General features: G+C 73.1%; 19 protein-coding genes and 1 riboswitch. Of the genes, 5 read left to right on the forward strand and 14 right to left on the reverse strand.

The genetic code is table 11. The annotated features are described in order from the left end of the window. Positions 1–52: 52 nt before the first annotated feature. From ABZ570_RS09730 to ABZ570_RS09745, 4 genes are all read right to left on the reverse strand, one after another. Positions 53–226: a CsbD family protein gene (locus tag ABZ570_RS09730; protein ID WP_358059593.1), complete on the reverse strand. Its 174-nt coding sequence runs from the start codon at positions 224–226 to the stop codon at positions 53–55. Between the two features lie 109 nt (positions 227–335). Next, a complete protein-coding gene (locus ABZ570_RS09735) occupies positions 336–2,585 on the reverse strand; it encodes a heavy metal translocating P-type ATPase (protein WP_358059596.1) in 2,250 nt (749 codons plus the stop codon). A 14-nt stretch (positions 2,586–2,599) separates the two neighbouring features. Then, the gene (locus tag ABZ570_RS09740) at positions 2,600–3,499 is read right to left on the reverse strand and encodes a hypothetical protein (RefSeq protein ID WP_358059599.1); all 900 of its coding nucleotides are present in this window, start codon (positions 3,497–3,499) and stop codon (positions 2,600–2,602) included. A 37-nt stretch (positions 3,500–3,536) separates the two neighbouring features. Then, positions 3,537–3,746: a copper ion binding protein gene (locus ABZ570_RS09745; protein ID WP_358059602.1), complete on the reverse strand. Its 210-nt coding sequence runs from the start codon at positions 3,744–3,746 to the stop codon at positions 3,537–3,539. Positions 3,747–3,839: 93 nt separating this feature from the next. Here ABZ570_RS09745 and ABZ570_RS09750 point away from each other — a divergent pair, with 93 nt between their 5' ends. From ABZ570_RS09750 to ABZ570_RS09760, 3 genes are all read left to right on the forward strand, one after another. Next, positions 3,840–4,139: a metal-sensitive transcriptional regulator gene (locus tag ABZ570_RS09750; protein ID WP_089009543.1), complete on the forward strand. Its 300-nt coding sequence runs from the start codon at positions 3,840–3,842 to the stop codon at positions 4,137–4,139. Between the two features lie 152 nt (positions 4,140–4,291). Next, complete coding sequence (locus ABZ570_RS09755; RefSeq protein WP_358059606.1) at positions 4,292–5,608, forward strand: YibE/F family protein; 1,317 nt, start codon at positions 4,292–4,294, stop codon at positions 5,606–5,608. A 154-nt stretch (positions 5,609–5,762) separates the two neighbouring features. Then, positions 5,763–5,894: riboswitch (cyclic di-AMP (ydaO/yuaA leader) on the forward strand. A 3-nt stretch (positions 5,895–5,897) separates the two neighbouring features. Next, a complete protein-coding gene (locus tag ABZ570_RS09760; protein WP_358059609.1) occupies positions 5,898–6,917 on the forward strand; it encodes a hypothetical protein in 1,020 nt (339 codons plus the stop codon). Here ABZ570_RS09760 and ABZ570_RS09765 read toward each other — a convergent pair. Continuing rightward, complete coding sequence (locus tag ABZ570_RS09765; protein WP_358059612.1) at positions 6,914–7,561, reverse strand: carbonic anhydrase; 648 nt, start codon at positions 7,559–7,561, stop codon at positions 6,914–6,916. The genes ABZ570_RS09760 and ABZ570_RS09765 overlap by 4 nt on opposite strands. A gap of 168 nt (positions 7,562–7,729) precedes the next feature. On the opposite strand from ABZ570_RS09765, the gene ABZ570_RS09770 reads away from it, so the two are divergent. Together ABZ570_RS09770 and mycP are read left to right on the forward strand one after the other, a co-directional pair. Next, positions 7,730–8,071, forward strand: a complete 342-nt coding sequence (locus ABZ570_RS09770; protein WP_358059615.1) for a MarR family winged helix-turn-helix transcriptional regulator — start codon at positions 7,730–7,732, stop codon at positions 8,069–8,071. Positions 8,072–8,136: 65 nt separating this feature from the next. Beyond that, complete coding sequence (gene mycP, locus ABZ570_RS09775; protein WP_358059618.1) at positions 8,137–9,375, forward strand: type VII secretion-associated serine protease mycosin; 1,239 nt, start codon at positions 8,137–8,139, stop codon at positions 9,373–9,375. Positions 9,376–9,441: 66 nt separating this feature from the next. On the opposite strand, the gene ABZ570_RS09780 is transcribed toward mycP, so the two are convergent. From ABZ570_RS09780 to ABZ570_RS09820, 9 genes are all read right to left on the reverse strand, one after another. Next, positions 9,442–10,698, reverse strand: coding sequence for a hypothetical protein (locus ABZ570_RS09780; RefSeq protein WP_358059621.1), 1,257 nt, complete (start codon positions 10,696–10,698; stop codon positions 9,442–9,444). Positions 10,699–10,713: 15 nt separating this feature from the next. Continuing rightward, a complete protein-coding gene (locus ABZ570_RS09785) occupies positions 10,714–11,295 on the reverse strand; it encodes a hypothetical protein (protein ID WP_358059624.1) in 582 nt (193 codons plus the stop codon). 35 nt (positions 11,296–11,330) lie between these two features. Continuing rightward, positions 11,331–12,854 carry a S8 family serine peptidase gene (locus ABZ570_RS09790; RefSeq protein WP_358059627.1) on the reverse strand — a complete coding sequence of 508 codons (1,524 nt, stop codon included), beginning with the start codon at positions 12,852–12,854 and terminating at the stop codon, positions 11,331–11,333. Between the two features lie 82 nt (positions 12,855–12,936). Beyond that, the gene (locus tag ABZ570_RS09795) at positions 12,937–13,215 is read right to left on the reverse strand and encodes a WXG100 family type VII secretion target (protein ID WP_358059630.1); all 279 of its coding nucleotides are present in this window, start codon (positions 13,213–13,215) and stop codon (positions 12,937–12,939) included. A gap of 28 nt (positions 13,216–13,243) precedes the next feature. Next, the gene (locus tag ABZ570_RS09800; protein ID WP_358059633.1) at positions 13,244–13,552 is read right to left on the reverse strand and encodes a WXG100 family type VII secretion target; all 309 of its coding nucleotides are present in this window, start codon (positions 13,550–13,552) and stop codon (positions 13,244–13,246) included. A 161-nt stretch (positions 13,553–13,713) separates the two neighbouring features. Then, positions 13,714–14,361 (reverse strand): hypothetical protein, encoded by a 648-nt coding sequence (locus ABZ570_RS09805; RefSeq protein WP_358059636.1) that lies wholly within the window; start codon positions 14,359–14,361, stop codon positions 13,714–13,716. A gap of 13 nt (positions 14,362–14,374) precedes the next feature. Continuing rightward, entirely contained in the window at positions 14,375–15,265 is an 891-nt protein-coding gene (locus ABZ570_RS09810) for a WXG100 family type VII secretion target (RefSeq protein WP_358059639.1), read from the reverse strand. Then, entirely contained in the window at positions 15,265–15,588 is a 324-nt protein-coding gene (locus ABZ570_RS09815; protein ID WP_358059642.1) for a type VII secretion target, read from the reverse strand. Before ABZ570_RS09815 ends, ABZ570_RS09810 begins: the two co-directional genes overlap by 1 nt. Further along, positions 15,585–16,010, reverse strand: coding sequence for a hypothetical protein (locus ABZ570_RS09820; protein WP_358059645.1), 426 nt, complete (start codon positions 16,008–16,010; stop codon positions 15,585–15,587). The genes ABZ570_RS09815 and ABZ570_RS09820 overlap by 4 nt, the downstream gene beginning before the upstream one ends. Between the last annotated feature and the right edge of the window lie 15 nt (positions 16,011–16,025).

A 16,025-nucleotide genomic window follows, 5' to 3' on the forward strand; every position in this document is an offset into this window, starting at 1 on the left:
CAGCACGCCGGGCCGGCGAGGTGCCGGCCCGGCTGTGCGTACGAACGCCAGGTCAGCTCTTGAAGGCGTCCTTGACCTTCTCACCGGCCTGCTTGAGGTTGGCCTTGGTTTGGTCGGTGCGGCCCTCGGCCTCGAGACGCTCGTCGTCGGTGGCCCGGCCGGCGCCCTCCTTGACCTTGCCGGCGGCCTTCTCGGCCGTGTTGTCGATCTTGTCATCGATGCCCATGGGACCTCCACTCAGCAGGTTTCCGTGACGCTGTGGAGGTACCCCGACATCCGGCCGCTCAACCCGACGACCGGCGACAACCTCACCGAGCGTGACGGGGCGCACCGACTCAGACCGGGCCGAAGCGGCGCAGCCGGAGACTGTTCGCCACCACGAAGACCGACGAGAAGGCCATCGCGGCACCGGCGATCATCGGGTTGAGCAGGCCGGCGGCGGCCAGCGGCAGGGCGGCCACGTTGTAGGCGAAGGCCCAGAACAGGTTGCCCTTGATGATGCCCAGCGTCCGCCGGGAGAGCCGGATGGCGTCCACGGCGGCCGTCAGGTCGCCCCGGACCAGGGTCAGGTCGGACGCCTCGATCGCCACGTCGGTGCCGGTGCCCATGGCCAGCCCGAGGTCGGCCTGGGCCAGCGCGGCGGCGTCGTTGATCCCGTCGCCGACCATCGCGACCGTCCGCCCCTCGTGCTGGAGCCGCCGCACCACGTCGACCTTGTCGGCCGGCAGCACCTCGGCGATCACCTGGTCGATGCCGACCTCGGCCGCCACCGCCCGGGCGACGGTGGTGTTGTCGCCGGTCAGCAGCACCGGGGTGAGCCCGAGTTCGCGCAGCCGGGCGACCGCCGTCCGGCTGGTCGGCTTCACCACGTCGGCCACCGCGAGCACGCCGCGGGCCCGGCCGTCCCAGCCGGCCAGCACCGCAGTCCGGCCGGCGGCCTCCGCCTCCGTCGCCGCCCGCACGACCTCCTCCGGCACGTCGAGACCCCGCTCCCGCAGCAACCGGAGCCGTCCGACCACCATGTTCCGGCCGTCGACCGAACCGGTCACCCCCAGCCCCTCGGTGTTGGCGAAGCCGGTGACCGCGGGCACCGCCCCCGCCTCCGCCGCCCCGTCGGCGATCGCCCGCGCGATCGGGTGCTCGGACGCGGCCTCCAGCGCGCCGGCCAGCCGCAGCAGCTCGGCAGGGTCCTGGCCGGCGACGGGAAGCACGTCGACCAGGGTCATCTTCCCGGTGGTGACCGTGCCGGTCTTGTCCAGCACCACGGTGTCCACCTGGCGGGTGGACTCCAGCACCTCGGGTCCCTTGATGAGGATGCCGAGCTGGGCTCCCCGCCCGGTGCCGACCAGCAGCGCGGTCGGGGTGGCCAGCCCGAGGGCGCACGGGCAGGCGATGATCAGCACGGCCACCGCTGCCGTGAAGGCGGCCGTGGTCCCCGCCCCGCTGCCGAGCCACCAGCCCAGCGTGCCGGCGGCCAGCGCGATCACGATCGGTACGAAGACCCCGGAGATCCGGTCCGCCAGCCGCTGCACGGCCGCCTTGCCGGTCTGCGCCTGCTCCACCAGCTTCGCCATCTGGGCGAGCTGGGTGTCGCCGCCGACCCGGGTGGCCCGGACGACCAGCCGGCCGCCGGCGTTGACGGTGGCGCCGACGACGGTGTCGCCCGGCCCGACCTCGACCGGGACGGACTCGCCGGTGAGCATGCTGGCGTCGACCGCCGACGTGCCCTCCTCGACCACGCCGTCGGTGGCGACCTTCTCCCCGGGCCGGACCACGAACCGGTCCCCGACCGCGAGCTGGTCCACCGGGATCCGGGTCTCCCGGTCGCCGCGGAGCACCGCGACGTCCTTGGCGCCCAGCTCGAGCAGGGCGCGCAGGGCGGCGCCGGCGGTCCGCTTGGACCGGGCCTCGAAGTAGCGGCCGGCGAGGATGAACACCGTCACCCCGGCCGCCGCCTCCAGGTAGATGTTGCCGGCCCCGTCGCTGCGGGTGATGTCGAGGCGGAACGGGTGGGTCATCCCGGGCATCCCGGCGTCACCGAGGAACAGTGCCCAGAGCGACCAGCCGAACGCGGCGAGGGTGCCCAGCGACACCAGGGTGTCCATGGTCGCCGCGCCGTGCCGCAGGTTGATCCAGGCGGCCCGGTGGAACGGCAGCCCGCCGTAGACCACGACCGGGGCGGCCAGGGTCAGCGACAGCCACTGCCAGTAGGTGAACTGCCAGGCCGGCACCATGGCCAGCGCGATCACCGGCACGGCCAGCGCGACCGACACCGAGAGCCGGGTACGCAGCCCGCGCAGCTCGTCCACCGGCTCGGTGGTCGCCTCGGCGTCGGCCGTGGCGGGTGCCGGCACGGCGGCCGTGTAGCCGGTCTTCTCCACGGTGGCGATCAGGTCGTCCGGGGTGACGTCGTCGGCGTACCGGACGCTGGCCTTCTCGGTGGCGTAGTTGACCGTGGCCTCGACGCCGTCCATCCGGTTGAGCTTCTTCTCGATCCGGGCGGCGCAGGAGGCGCAGGTCATGCCCCCGATCGCGAGTTCGATCTGGTTCGGCGCGACCGGCAGGGACTTGGCGGTGGATGTCATCACGGCACCTCCAGTCAATTGTGCCCGTGACCCGGGGCGCCCGGGTCGCCGGCCACGACGGTGAATTCGGCGGTGTGCACCGCGCCGCCGTGCCGGAAGTCCAGGAAGAGGCGGTACGTCCCGGCCGAGGGCACCTCGGCGGAGAAGATGACCGCCGGCCCGGCCGGAGTCAGCCCGTCGCCGGGCGCGCCCTCCGGGTGCACGTGCAGGTACGCCAGGTCGCCCTGCCGCAGCGCCACCAGGTGCCCGTACGCCCCGAGGTAGGGCTGCAGGTCGGTGAGCGGTCGGCCGTCCCGGCTCACGGTCAGGGTGAGCCGGCTGGTGCGGCCGGGCTGCGGGGCGCCGCTGAGGGTGACCGTGTAGCCGTCGACGGTGGTGCTGGTGGCGGGTGGCGGCAGCGGCCGGTCCACCAGGGGGCCGGGGACGGTGACGTCGACCCCGAGCGTCAGCGCCTCGCCGCCGGTCGGGGTGAAGTCGGCGAACGCCCGCCAGACACCCGGCCCGGCGAGCGGCGAGGCGACCCGCCAGGTGCCGTCGGGGGCCAGTTCCGGGTGGACGTGCCGGAAGCCGGAGAGGTCGCGCCGCGCGACGATCAGGTGCATGCGCTTGTCGTGCGCCACGTCGTAACGGGTGACCGGCCGGCCGTCCGGGCCGGTGATCCGGAAGGCGAACTCTCCGGCGGGCGCGGTCACCGGCGCAAGGGTGTAGCCGCGGTCGGAGACGAGGAGCCCGCCGGGCAGGTGGTCGGTGGCGGCGGCCGCGTGGTCGCCGTCGGTGTGGCCGGGCTCGGTGGCGTCGTGGCGGGTCTCGGCGGCGGGCGTGACGGGGCCGGACAGGTGACCGACCCCGTACGCCGCGCCGAACACCGCCGCGAGGCCGAGGGTGAAGCCGCTCAGCTTCGTCGCCGTGTTCATCGGTGCTACCTCGGTTTCTTCGGGTCCTGGGGACTCGTCACGCCTCGACGAGGTCGTAGCCGGCCTCGTCGACGGCGGCGCGGACGGTCCCCGCGTCCAACGGGCTCTCACTGGTGACGGTGACCTGACCGGAGGCCAGGTCGACCTGGACGTCGCTGACGCCCGGGATCGCGCCCACCTCGGCGCTGACCGCGTTGACGCAGTGCCCGCAGGTCATGCCCTTGACCTGGTACGTGCTGGTGACCATCGCGAATCTCCCTCCATTACCAGTACCCGGTGGGGGTATCGGCCGCGGACAGGAACATATCATACCCCTCAGGGGTACGCTATCCTCGACGCCATGACCGCACCGACGACCCCGACCCGGGGCTACACCGCCAGCAAGGATCAGCTGCTCGCGCGGCTCCGCCGCATCGAGGGCCAGGTCCGCGGCATCGAGAAGATGGTCGAGGACGACCGCTACTGCATCGACGTGCTGACCCAGATCTCCGCCATCCAGGCCGCCCTGGACAAGGTCGGCCTGGGCCTGCTCGACGGGCACGCCCGGCACTGCATGCGGGAGGGCGCCGCCGAGGGCCGCGCCGACGAGATGGCCACCGAGATGATGGCCGCCGTCGGCCGGCTGCTGAAGCGCGGCTGAACGGCTGGCAGGACTCGCCGGGTCCGGGGCCGATTCAATCGGGTCGTCCGGTTCGTTGGGCCTGGCGAGGCTCGTCGCCCCCTGCCAGAAACCGGGCGAATCGCCCGGTCCGGGCGAAACGTGTTCCGTCGTGAATCGTTGGGAGAGCCGTCATGGGTGCCGATCACACCCGTCCCGCACCGTCCGCCCCGCCGCGGGTACGACGGATCCTCGTCGTGGCGGTGGTGCCGCTCTTCCTGGCCACGGTGGTCGCCGCGCTCGTGCTCTGGCCGCGCGGGACCCACGAGCCGACGGCCGGCGCGGACGTGCCGCGATACCACGGCACGGTGGCCCGGGTGGTGAGCGAGCCCTGCCCACCGGCCCCGGGGACGCCGGAGGGCGGCTCGGATGGGCCGACCGGTCCGTGCGGGACGGTCACCGTCACCGCCGAGCAGGGCCCGGACGCCGGGCGGCAGATCGAGGTGCCGATCCCGGCCGGGCCCGGGGCGCCCCGGGTCGAGGTGGGCGACGAGATCGTCCTGGTCGAGCTGACGGATCCGGCCGATCCAGCGGCAAAGAGCTACCAGATCGCCGAGCACCAGCGCGGTAAACCGCTGATCTGGTTGGCCGTGCTGTTCTCCGTCGTCATCGTCGCGTTCGGCCGCTGGCGCGGGCTGGCCGCGCTGGGCGGCCTGATCGCGAGCTTCACGATCCTGCTCGGTTTCGTGCTGCCCGGGATCGCTGCCGGCCAGTCGCCGCTGCTGGTGGCGATCGTCGGAGCCGCGCTGATCATGTTCGTGGTGCTCTATCTGACCCACGGGATCACCGCCCAGACCTCGGTGGCGGTGCTCGGCACACTGGGCAGCCTGGTGCTGACCGGGGTTCTCGGCGCCCTCACCATCGCGGCCACCCACCTCACCGGCTTCGGCGACGAGGACGCGACCACCCTGTCGATGTTCCAGCAGGACGTCGACCTGCACGGGCTGCTCCTGGCCGGCATCATCATCGGCTCGCTCGGCGTGCTGGACGACGTCACCGTCACCCAGGCCGCCACGGTCACCGAGCTGGCGTACGCGAACCCGGGACTGTCCCGGCTCCAGCTCTACCGGGCGGCCACCCGGGTGGGCCGGGCGCACATCGCCTCCACGGTCAACACCATCGTGCTGGCGTACGCGGGCGCCTCGCTGCCGCTGCTGCTCCTGCTCGTCGCCGACTCGCGCCCGTTGACCCAGATTCTGACCAGCGAGTTCATGGCCACGGAGATCGTCCGCAGCACGGTGGCCACGCTCGGCCTGATCGCCGCCGTACCGCTGACCACCGGTCTGGCCGCGCTGGTGGCCCCCGCCCGCGGGGGCAACCGGGCGGACGTCGAGCCGCCGGCACCCCCGGCCGCCCGGCCGCCGACCGAGCGGGACGCCGCACTGGAGGCACTCGGCGGGGCGGTCGCCGGACGGCGCGGCCCGGGCGGGAGTACGGACGCCGCATGGTGACACTCCACAGCGTGACGATCGGCGTCCAACGCGATGCTGGTCACGCACGGCAACGGCAAAATCGCACTATTGGTCGGCTTCCGGGCGTAGATCACGGTGGGGGCTCTCGGGTAACCTCGCTGCCGGTCACCGCTGGAGGCGCGCACCGGCGCCTGCGGTGCCACCGCCCAATCGCCCGAGGGCGAGCCGGGGAACCAGGTACCTGGGGTGAATCCGCGCCAGCGGTAGGGGCTGCTTCCGTCCCGAACCCGGCAGCTAACCCGGTCGGCGGTCGATGGAAGGGAAGACTGTGACGGCACCCCTGCGCCGCTGGTTGACACCCGTGGTGGCCGTACTCGCTGCGTTCACCCTCGCCGCCGGACCGACCCCGGCCATGGCCGAACCCGGCACCCCCACCCCCTCGGGGCACGAGGAGGACGACGACCGGCCGCTCATCACGGATGTCATCGCCGCCGCGAACCGTGGCTACCTGCAGGCCAAGGCGAAGCTGGAGAAGTCGAAGAAGCGCCAGCTCCAACTGGCCCTCGAGGTGAGCGCGACCCAGGCCGAGCTCGACGCGCTGCGCCCGCAGGTGGGCCAGATCGCCGCGCAGTCGTACCGCACCGGCCGGATCGGCGCCCTGGCCATGCTGCTGGAGAGCAACACGCCCGACTCGTTCGTCCGACGGGCCGCCGCGCTGGACGAGCTGAACATGGTCAACGCGCAGAAGCTCGCGGCGGTCAACGAGGCGAAGACCCGCGCGGAGCAGGCCAAGATCGCACTCGACGTCGAGGTGCGGGAGCAGCAGAAGCAGAAGAACGCCATGGCCCGGCAGAAGGCCGAGGCGGAGAAGGCGTTGGCGCTGGTGGGCGGGCGCGGCTTCACCGGCGGCCTGGTCTCGGCCACCTCTCCGGTCGCCCGGATCGGGCCCGGTCGCACCGCCGACGGGGACTGGAAGCCCGAGTCACGCAGCGTGAAGGATCCCACCACCTCGGGCTACATCACCCCGCGCACCCTGCACGCCTACAAGGAGGTCCGGCGCGCCGGCTTCGACCGCTTCGCCGGCTGTTACCGGCCGGGCGGGCCGTGGGAGCATCCCAAGGGCCGGGCCTGCGACTGGTCGTTGCAGAGGAGCGGCTTCGCGCGCTGGCACAACAACGACATGCGGATGTACGGCAACAACCTCGCCGCGTTCCTCATTCGCAACGCCGACCGGCTGGGCATCTACTACGTGATCTGGAACCGGCAGATCTGGTTCCCGGCGACCGGCTGGAAGTCCTACAGCGGGCCCTCCGACCACACCGACCACGTCCACATGTCGCTGCTCTAACCGCCGACCCGGTCGGCCGCCGCCGTGGTCGGCGTGCCGGCCGGCGCCTCGGCCACCGTCCGCACCTCGCCCGCGTTGAGCCGGTACGACATCCCGACCACCCCGCACCGGCCGGCGGACACCCACTCGGCGAGCACGGTGGAACGGGCCAGCAGCGCCTCCACGGTCTGCGCGATGTGGATGTCGACGATCCCGTCCACGTCCTCGACGCCCTGCCGGGCGGCCCGGCGCAGGCTGGGCACGACGGCCTCGACCACCGCGCCGAGGTGCCCGGCCGGGGACGTGCCGGTGGCGACCGCCTCGCGCGCGGCCTGCACCGCCCCGCACGAGTCGTGGCCGAGCACCACGACCAGCGGGACGCCGAGGACGGTCACCGCGTACTCGACGCTGCCGAGCACCTCGGGGCCGACGGTGTGGCCGGCGGTGCGCACCACGAAGAGGTCGCCGAGGCCACGGTCGAAGATGATCTCCGCGGCGAGCCGGGAGTCGGAGCAGCCGACGATCACCGCGAACGGGTGCTGGCCGTCGGCGACGGCGGCGCGGTGATCGGCGTCCTGATTCGGATGACGGGGTACGCCGGTGACGAAGCGCCGGTTGCCGGCGTACAGCTCGGCGAGCGCATGGGCGGGAGTGATCGACGTCACGGCAGTCACCTCGTCCTCGCGGGGAACGACCTGGTCAGCCCAGGTCGGCGGCGGAGACGGCCGCGCCAACCACGGTCACACCCGAGGCAAAGATACGTCAAGATTTACGTGATACGTATTTCATACATTGGCAGACGCTTGACCGCCTCCACCACACGAGGCCATACCATGGTCATCATGGCGACGACAGCGGGCGGGAGCGGGAGCGGTCGGAACTGGACCTTCCTCACCAACCACGGGCACGTGCTGCTGGCCATCGCGCGCAACCCGACCGCCCGGCTACGGGACGTGGCCGACGAGGTGGGGGTGACCGAGCGGGCCGCCCAGGCGATCGTCGCCGACCTGGAAGCCGGCGGGTACCTGCGTCGCACCCGGGTGGGGCGACGCAACGAGTACACGATCAACCCGAGCGGGCACTTCCGCCACCCGGCGGAGGCCGACCAGCAGGTCGGGGCCCTGCTCGCCCTCTTCACCGCCGAGCCGGCCGCCGACCCCAGCGCCGAGGCCTGACGCCTGCACCCGGGAACCATGCTCCCGTCACCCTGCCGCGGGCGCGGCGACGGTAATCTCAGCGCGTGCGCGACAGCTTACGGCCGGACGGGACGCCGGTGAGCGTCCGTACCGGACACCGGATCCGGTCAGTCCTCTGTGGAACGGCGGTGGTGGCGCTGCTCGGCGGCGCCCTGGCCGCGCCCGCATCCGCCGCGGCCGCACCGAAGTGCGGTCCGGCCGGGAACCCGGCACCGACCGAGACGCCATGGGCGTTGGACCGGCTCGACCCGTCCGCGGCGTGGCGGATCACCCGGGGCGAGGGAGTCACGGTGGCGGTCATCGACTCCGGCGTCTCGCCGAGCCACCCGCTGCTCCGCGGCCGGGTGCTCGAGGGCGCGGACTTCAACCACCTGACGGAGCTCAAGGGACAGTGCGACGAGGTCGGCCACGGCACCCTGGTGGCGGGCATCATCGCCGGGCGGGAGGGCACGGGCGCGCCGTACAGCGGGATCGCACCGGAGTCGAAGATCCTCCCGGTACGCGTGCTGGAGGACAGCCGGCGCACCTTCGACGAGTCGATCCCGGCCCAGATCGGCCAGGCCATCCGCTGGGCGGCCGACAACGGGGCCGACGTGATCAACCTGTCCCTGGTCACGCTCGACGACCCCGCGCTGAAGAAGGCCGTCGACCACGCCCTCGACAAGGGTGTGATCGTGGTGGCCGCCGCCGGCAACCGGGAGGAGAACCAGCAGAACCAGTCCGCGTACCCGGCCGCGTACCCCGGGGTCATCGCGGTCGCCGGGATCGACGACAAGGGCGAACACGTCGGCAGTTCGGTGACCGGCGACTACGTGGACGTCGCCGGGCCGGGGCTGAACATCGTCGGCCCGGCGCCGCAGGGTTCGGGATACCAGTTCGTGCCGAATGGCGGCACCAGCTTCGCCACGGCGTACGTCTCGGGAGTGGCCGCCCTGGTCCGCGCCGCGCACCCCGAGCTCACGCCGAAGGAGGTCGCCCACCGGCTGACCCGGACGGCCGACAACCCGCCGGACGGGCACAACGCGGAGGTCGGCTACGGGATGGTCAACCCGTACCGGGCGGTGACCAGCCTGCTGGGCACGCGCACCGACCCGCCGCTCGGGGCGATGCCGGAGCCGGCGCCGCCGGCCGACCCGCTCGGCTGGCAGCGGACCGCGGCAATCTGGGCGGGGGTGGTCGGCGGGCTGCTGGCCGCCGTCCTGCTGGCGCTGCGGCCGATCCTGCTCCGCGGCCGCCAGCGCGGCTGGCGCCCCGGCCGCCGTCCCGCGACTCGGGACGCCTGAGCCGGTCGGCATTCCACCGTCGGTCCGAGTGCGCGCCCGGTTGCCCCGGACGCGCACTCGCACCACCTACCGCAGGATGCCCGGCATTCCGCCGCTGTCGCCGCCCCAGACATCCTCGTCCTCGCGCAGCCAGGTGTCCTGGCTGGCTTCCTGCTCGCCGTGCCGCCCGCCGCCGTGACCCATCCCGGCCATGCCGGCTCCCCGGGCACCCGCGCCCCGGCCCCCGGCCCCGGCCATGCCACCGGCCGCACCGCGGCCGGTCCCGCCGCGGCCACCGCCGGCCATCCCGCCGCCCATCATCGGCGTGCCGACGGGCCGACCGAGTGAACCGCCGCCCAGGAAACCGCCACCGGCGCCGCCGAGCCCGCTGCTCCCGCCCGGCCCGCCGCCGGCACCGCCCAGCCCGGTGGTACCAGGCAGGCCGCCACCACCCCCACCGAGCCCGGTGCTGGGCGGCAGCCCACCGCCGGCACCGGCCAGGCCGCTGCCGTACTCGCCGGCCAGGCTGCCCGTGCCGGCACCGCCAGCGCCCGGGTGGTAGCCACCGGCACCCGAGGAGAGGTCGGGGTGGGCCCCCGAGCCGATGCCGGGCCCGCCTGAGCCGATGCCGGGCCCGGTTGAGCCGATGCTGGGGTGCTTGCCGCCGCCGCCCAGCGAGGGACGGTCACCGAGGCCACCGGTGTCGGGGGAGCCACCGATATCGGGCACGCCGCCCCCGCCCCCACCGCCACCGCCGCCATCGTCCAGCTTGGGCTTTTCCCATTCGCTCATGTCGGGCGGCCGGGTCGTGGTGGATTCGGGTACCCGGGATTCGATTTCGAGGTACTCGCCGCTGACCTGGTTGTAGACCTTGGCGGCGTCCTCGGTCTTGTCGTTGAACCAGTCCATCATCGAGCTGATGGGATCGACCAGACCCAGGAAGTCCGGCTTGACCTTCGCCTCGAAGAACCCGATGCCGATGGTCAGCTCGGCGTTGCGGGCCTCCAGGATGTCGTTCACGCACGACAGCGGAACGGGGAAGGCCGCCTGTGCGGCGTTCAGCCGCTCCGCGGCATCCCGCAGCGCGGGCGCGATGCCACCGTTGGCCTCGGCGTCGTCGACCACCCCGCCGATCCGCTTGGCCAGCCCCTCCACGTGGGTCTTGAAAGCCTCGTACGCCGGGCCCTTCCAGGTCTCGTTCAGGTCCTTGACGTTGGTCTCGAGGTTCTGCTTGACCGTGGTGAGGTTCTTCAGCAGCACCTCCCAACCCGCCGCCGCGGAGCTGACGTCACCCGGCCGCCCGTCGACGACGATCTGCTGGCACATCTCTTCCCAGCTCGGCATCTCCGTCTCCCTCCGTCAGCTCTGCAGGTCGTGGTCGGAGGCGCCGGAGAGCGTGCGGCGCATCTGGTCGGCGTTCATCCGGTTGCGCTCCTCGGCGGTCTCGTAGCCCTTCTTGACCTCTTGCAGCGCGTGGGCGGCCTTCCACAACTCCTTGGCCAGCGCCCGCAGGTTCTGCTGCGTCGCCTGGTAGAGCGAGGCGTGCTTGCCGGCCAGCGTGGTGGCCCGCTCGAAGCTGCCCAGCGGGCTCTTCTGGCCGCCCGCGGCCGCTGCGGCGGCGGCGTCACCGGAGGGGTTGCGCATCCACTTCCGGATGTCCTCCTCCATCTGGTACGACTGCTTGTGCAGGAAGTCGGCGTGCTCGTCGAGCCAGGTGATCGCGTTGTCCAGGGTGGACGCGTCCCACTCCGTCTCGGCACCGGCACCACCCGGCGTGGCCTGCAGATGCGTCGGCTGGTGAACGGCGTTGGCGTTGACGTTGTCCAGCGAGTAGCCGTTCAGGGTGGTGAACGGCATGGTCGGCGAGAGCGGAATGTTCGGTGTGTCGACCTCGATCCGCTCCGGCTGGGTCGCGCTGCCGCCCGGTGTGTTGTCGTGCATCTTGGTTCCTCCCCGTCACCAACTGACTCGATGGCTCACTGGTGGTGCCCGGCGGGCCCGGTCGGCGGCGCCCCGGCCGGCGGCGACTGGGGCGCGGGCGGCACGGCGCCCGGCGGGCCGTAAGGCCCCGACGGCTGCCCGGGGGCCGGTGTGGCGTGCGGACCGGCCGGTGGCGGCGCGACCGGAGCGTAGGGCCCGCCCGGCGGCGCGAACGGGGCCTGGGGCCCGCCCTGCGGCGGCGCGTACGGGCCGCCGGCCGGCGGGAAGCCGTGCGGCGCGGGCTGCCCGTACGGGGCGGCCGGAGGAGCGCCCGGCCCGGGCGGCGGGAAGCCGGGACCCGACGGCGGGACCGGTGGGTACGGCGGCCGGCCGGCCCCGGGTGCCGGGGCCCGGCGGCGCGAGCGGCGACGGAGGACGACGACCAGGACCACCACCGCTACCGGCACCAGCAGGCAGAGCGCGCCCTGGATCACGGCGCCCGTCTTGTTCGTCACCCCGAAGCTGACCGCCGGGCCGTCGTTGCCGGTCCGTTCCGGCAACGGCTGCGCCGACTCGCCCGCGGCCGGGCCGGTGGGGGCATCGGCGAGCAGGGGATTGGCCGTCACGGCCGGCACCGACCGGGTCAGCGCGGCGAGCGGGTCCACCGTCCCGAAGCCGTACTGGTCGTCCCGGCCGGCCGGGCCCTTGTCCCGCGCGGTGCGGATCAATCGGTTGACGACGTTGGCCGCGTCGAGCTTCGGGTACCGGGCGCGGACCAGGGCGGCCACCCCGGAGACGATCGCGGTGGCGTCGCTGGTGCCGGTGTCGAGACCGTAGCCGTTGTCGGAGGTGGGCCGCGGGGCCATGATCTTCTCCATCGGCGCGGCGAGGGCCGCCTCCGGGCCGCGGGCGCTGCCCGACGAGAAGGAGCCGTCCCGACCCACCCCGGTCACCGCGAGCACCCCGGGAGTGTTCGCCGGCTTGGTCACGCTGAACGCGCCCTTCGCGGTGTTGCCGGCCGCGGCGATCAGCACCACGTCCTTGTCGAGGGCGTAGCGGACGGCGGCCACCACCTCCGGCGACGATCTGCCGGGGTTGCCGAACGACATGTTGATGATGTCGGCGCCGTGGTCGACCGCCCACCTGATCCCCTCGGCGACCGCGCCGTCGGGGGCCGACCCGCCGTACGCGACGGGCAGGATCTTCGCCTCCGGCGCGATGCCGAGCGCCCGCATCGGGCCGCCGCCCCGCGCCGCGATGACGCCGGCCATCGCCGTACCGTGCCCGTCGCCGTCGCGACCCCAGCCGTCGATCGGGCCGGTGCTGACGTTGTGCCCGCGCAGCACCTGGCCGCGCAGGTCGGGGGTGGTCGGGTCGACCGCGCTGTCGAAGACGGCGACGGTGACTCCCCGCCCCTTGGTGATCTTGTGGGCCTCGGGGATCTTCAACGCGTCGAGGTGCCACTGCAGGTCCCGCACAGTGTCGGCCCGCGCTGGCGCCGGCGCGACCAGCTGTGCCCCGACCACCGTGGACAGCGCGAGCGCGGCCCCGGCCAGTTTCGCCATCTTCCGCGTACGCATGACCCTCCCAAGACCTCGACGGCGCAACGCAGTGCGGCTCCGGCCCGGTCGAGCCGGACCGGAGCCGCCCGGCCGAATTATCTCAGCCCCACACCTTGGCGTTGCTCATCTCGGTGGAGACGTAGTTCTCCCGCGCGATGCCGACCGCCTGGCCGATGTCGTTCAGAACCTTGTTGATGTCCCGCACGGCGGCGTCCCACTGGGCCTGGTGCTGCTCGTACGCGACGCGGTCCTGGCCCTCCCACTCGAGCTTGGTCAGCATCGAGCGCAGCGTGTCCAGCTTCTCGTCGATGGTCCGCGAGATGGCCTGCATCTGCTGGTTGCTGCTCTCGAGGACGGCGTAGTCAACCTTGATGCTCATGAATTCCTCCTCTGCCTGTCTTCGCGGATCACGGGTTGAGAGCAGAGTGGAACTTGTCCAGCATCTGCTGCTGCTCTTCGTCGTTGACCTGGTGCGTCGTGCCCGACTTGTCGAGCAGGTCGGCGATGCTGTCCAGCGCCGTCAGCAGCTTGACCGTGTCCTCGTTCCAGCGCTGCATCAGGTTCTGGAAACCCGTGGACGCCTGGCCCTTCCAGGCCATGGCCAGGTCGTCGACCACGTTCCACAGCTTCTTGAGCTCGCCGTCGACGTCGCTGCGCGTGGACCGCACGTCACTCGCGGCGGTGTGCAGAGTCGCTGCACTGACCTCGAACGCCATGCTTCACACCCTTCCGTCATCTTGTGGCGGCGGATCCGCCGCGCCCCTCCCCCGCGGCAAGGCGTACGCACCCCACCGACGGACACTTCAAACGAACCGTAGCGGACGACGTCCAACCCCCGCAGCCCCACTCCGGTTGGCGCGAAACCACAGTGGACGGGTCAGCCCAACGCGGCCGCCATCACCCGTGCCGCCTCCTCGTCGGGCGGACCGACCACGATCCACGACCCGTCGGTGAAGAGCAGCGCCAGGCGGCCAAGCTGGTTGCCGGGCATCGCGTCCGCGCGGGCGACACCGGCCCGGTCGATCTCCCAGGTCAGGTCGAGCGGCGCGGCGGGACCGGCCGACCCGGGCCCCTGCCACGCAGCGCGTACCTGGCGGGCGGCGGCCGTCAACCGCTCCCGCAGCCCACCGGCGGCGGCCACCGGCGAAGCGTCGGACGCCACCCGGCGGGGCGCGAGGACCAGCATCCGCCGATCGGTCACCGCGAGCACCTGGACCACCGCGGGCTCGGGCAGTCGCCCGTCCAGGACCGCGGCGGCGGAACCTGGGGCGCCGCCCAGCACCCCGCCCCGGGCCGCCTGGTACCACGCCACGTCGGGGCCGGTCGAGGCGGTCATCCCGACCGCGTCCCAGGCCAGCCCTTCGACCACCCGCGCCGGGTTCAGCTCGGCGCGCAGCACCTCGCCCGCCGACCGCCGCCCCGGCACCCGGCTGAACCAGCACGCCTCCCGGACCGTCTCTCCGGGTGGCAGTGCCTGCGCCACCCTGGTCAGCAGCTGCTCCCGGCGCGTCGCCCGCTCGTCCATCGCCCTCCCACCCTCACGGCATCCGGTCCGCCGCCGGATCCACCCAGGAGCTCACCGTACGTCGCCACCGGCTGCCGTCTCCGTCGTCGCCGCGCCGCCGGTCGTCGTACTCGTCCGCGGCCGAGTCGATGACCAGGTCACCGACGGACTCCAGTCCCTCGCCGACGATCGAGCCGTCCAGCGGGGTGACGAGCTTGATTCCCGCCTTGAGCCAGTGCTTCGGGCCGTAGAGCTTGTTGATGGTCCAGGCGGCGATCTTGCCGACCGTACCCATCGCCTTGAGCGCCTCCATCACGGCCTTGTACGCCTCCAGCGCCCGGTGGAGCTGGGCCATGATCCGGGTGGTCCGGCTGACTGCCACGCCGGTCTCGGCGGCCGAAGCCACGGCGGCCGCCGCCTCGGAGGCGCCCGCGGTGATGATCGCGAGCGCCTGCGCGGCGAGCCAGGTGATGACCAGCCACTCGACCAGTTCCCGGATGATCGTCCGGATGATCTCCTCGCAGTTGCGGAGGTCCATCGCGGTGTCGCCGAGCGTGTCGGCGGTCCGGGCCATCTCGCCGGCCGCCGCCTCCAGCCCCTCGCACAGCGTGGTGATCCGCTTGGCGTAGGCGTCGGCCGCCGGGCCCTCCCAGTGGTTGCGCAACGCGGCCAGGTCGGCACGCTCCCGCTCGGCGAGCTGGCGCAGCTGGGTGGCGGCCGCCTGCCAGGCGCCCGAGTGGGCGTCCAGCTGATCGGGGTCGCCGATGCACAGCTCCAGCAGCTGCAGCAGCGGCCAGACGAACGGATAGAGCAAGGTGTCCAGGGCGTTGTTCAGCCCCTCGGACAGCGGGCTGGTGACCTGGTTCCAGGTGTCCCGCGCCTGCTGGTAGCCCTGCGCGACGTCAACTGCGTTCGGCTGGCTCATCACCGCTCCGGATACCGGTTGGCGAGGTGCTCCGCGTTGGTCGTGTCGGCCGACGTGTACGACGCGGCGTTGTCGCGCAGCCCGTCGGCCAGGTCGGCCAGATAGCGGGCGAGGCCGTCGAGCGAGGCCACCTCGTCGGCGACCCAGCCGCGGTAGCCCGCGTCCAGGCCCGCCAGCTGGCCCACCACGCCGAACAGGTTGCCCTGCGCGGTCGCCGCCTCGACCGTACGGGCGGTCTGTGTCGCCCCCTCGGCGAGTGCCTCCTGGGCGGCGGCGGCCTGCTGCAGCACGTCCGGGTCGACGTGGAACCCGGCGCCGCTCACCGTGGGCCGCCCCGCAGGTCGTCGGCGGCCGAGTCGAGCCGCTCCTGCGCCTCGCGCAGTCGTGCGCTCGCCGCCGCCCGCTCCACCATGGCCCGCACGTCGAGGCCCTGCTCCGCCGGGCCGATCAGCTCCTGGGCCACCTCGGCCTGTCGTCGGGCCGCGTCCTCGGCGGCCTCCCGCTGGGTACGGACGATCCGCTCGGCCAGCTCGTCGGGGGTGAGTCGCAGCGCCGAGGTGCTCAGCGTGAGCCGCACCGGCAGGCCGCCGGGAGCCACCACCGCCGTGACGCCGCCCTCCGGCGCCTCGGCCGTTCCGTACAGTCGTTCCGGGTCGGCACCGAGTTGGCCGAGCCCTGCGAACCGGCTCCGGGTTTCCTCCACGAGCCGGCCGAACCATCGCCGGGTGTCGTCACTGACGTCCACTGTGCTCCTACCCCT

This window comes from Micromonospora sp. NPDC007271, from assembly GCF_040634005.1.
In the GTDB taxonomy this organism is placed as follows: domain Bacteria; phylum Actinomycetota; class Actinomycetes; order Mycobacteriales; family Micromonosporaceae; genus Micromonospora.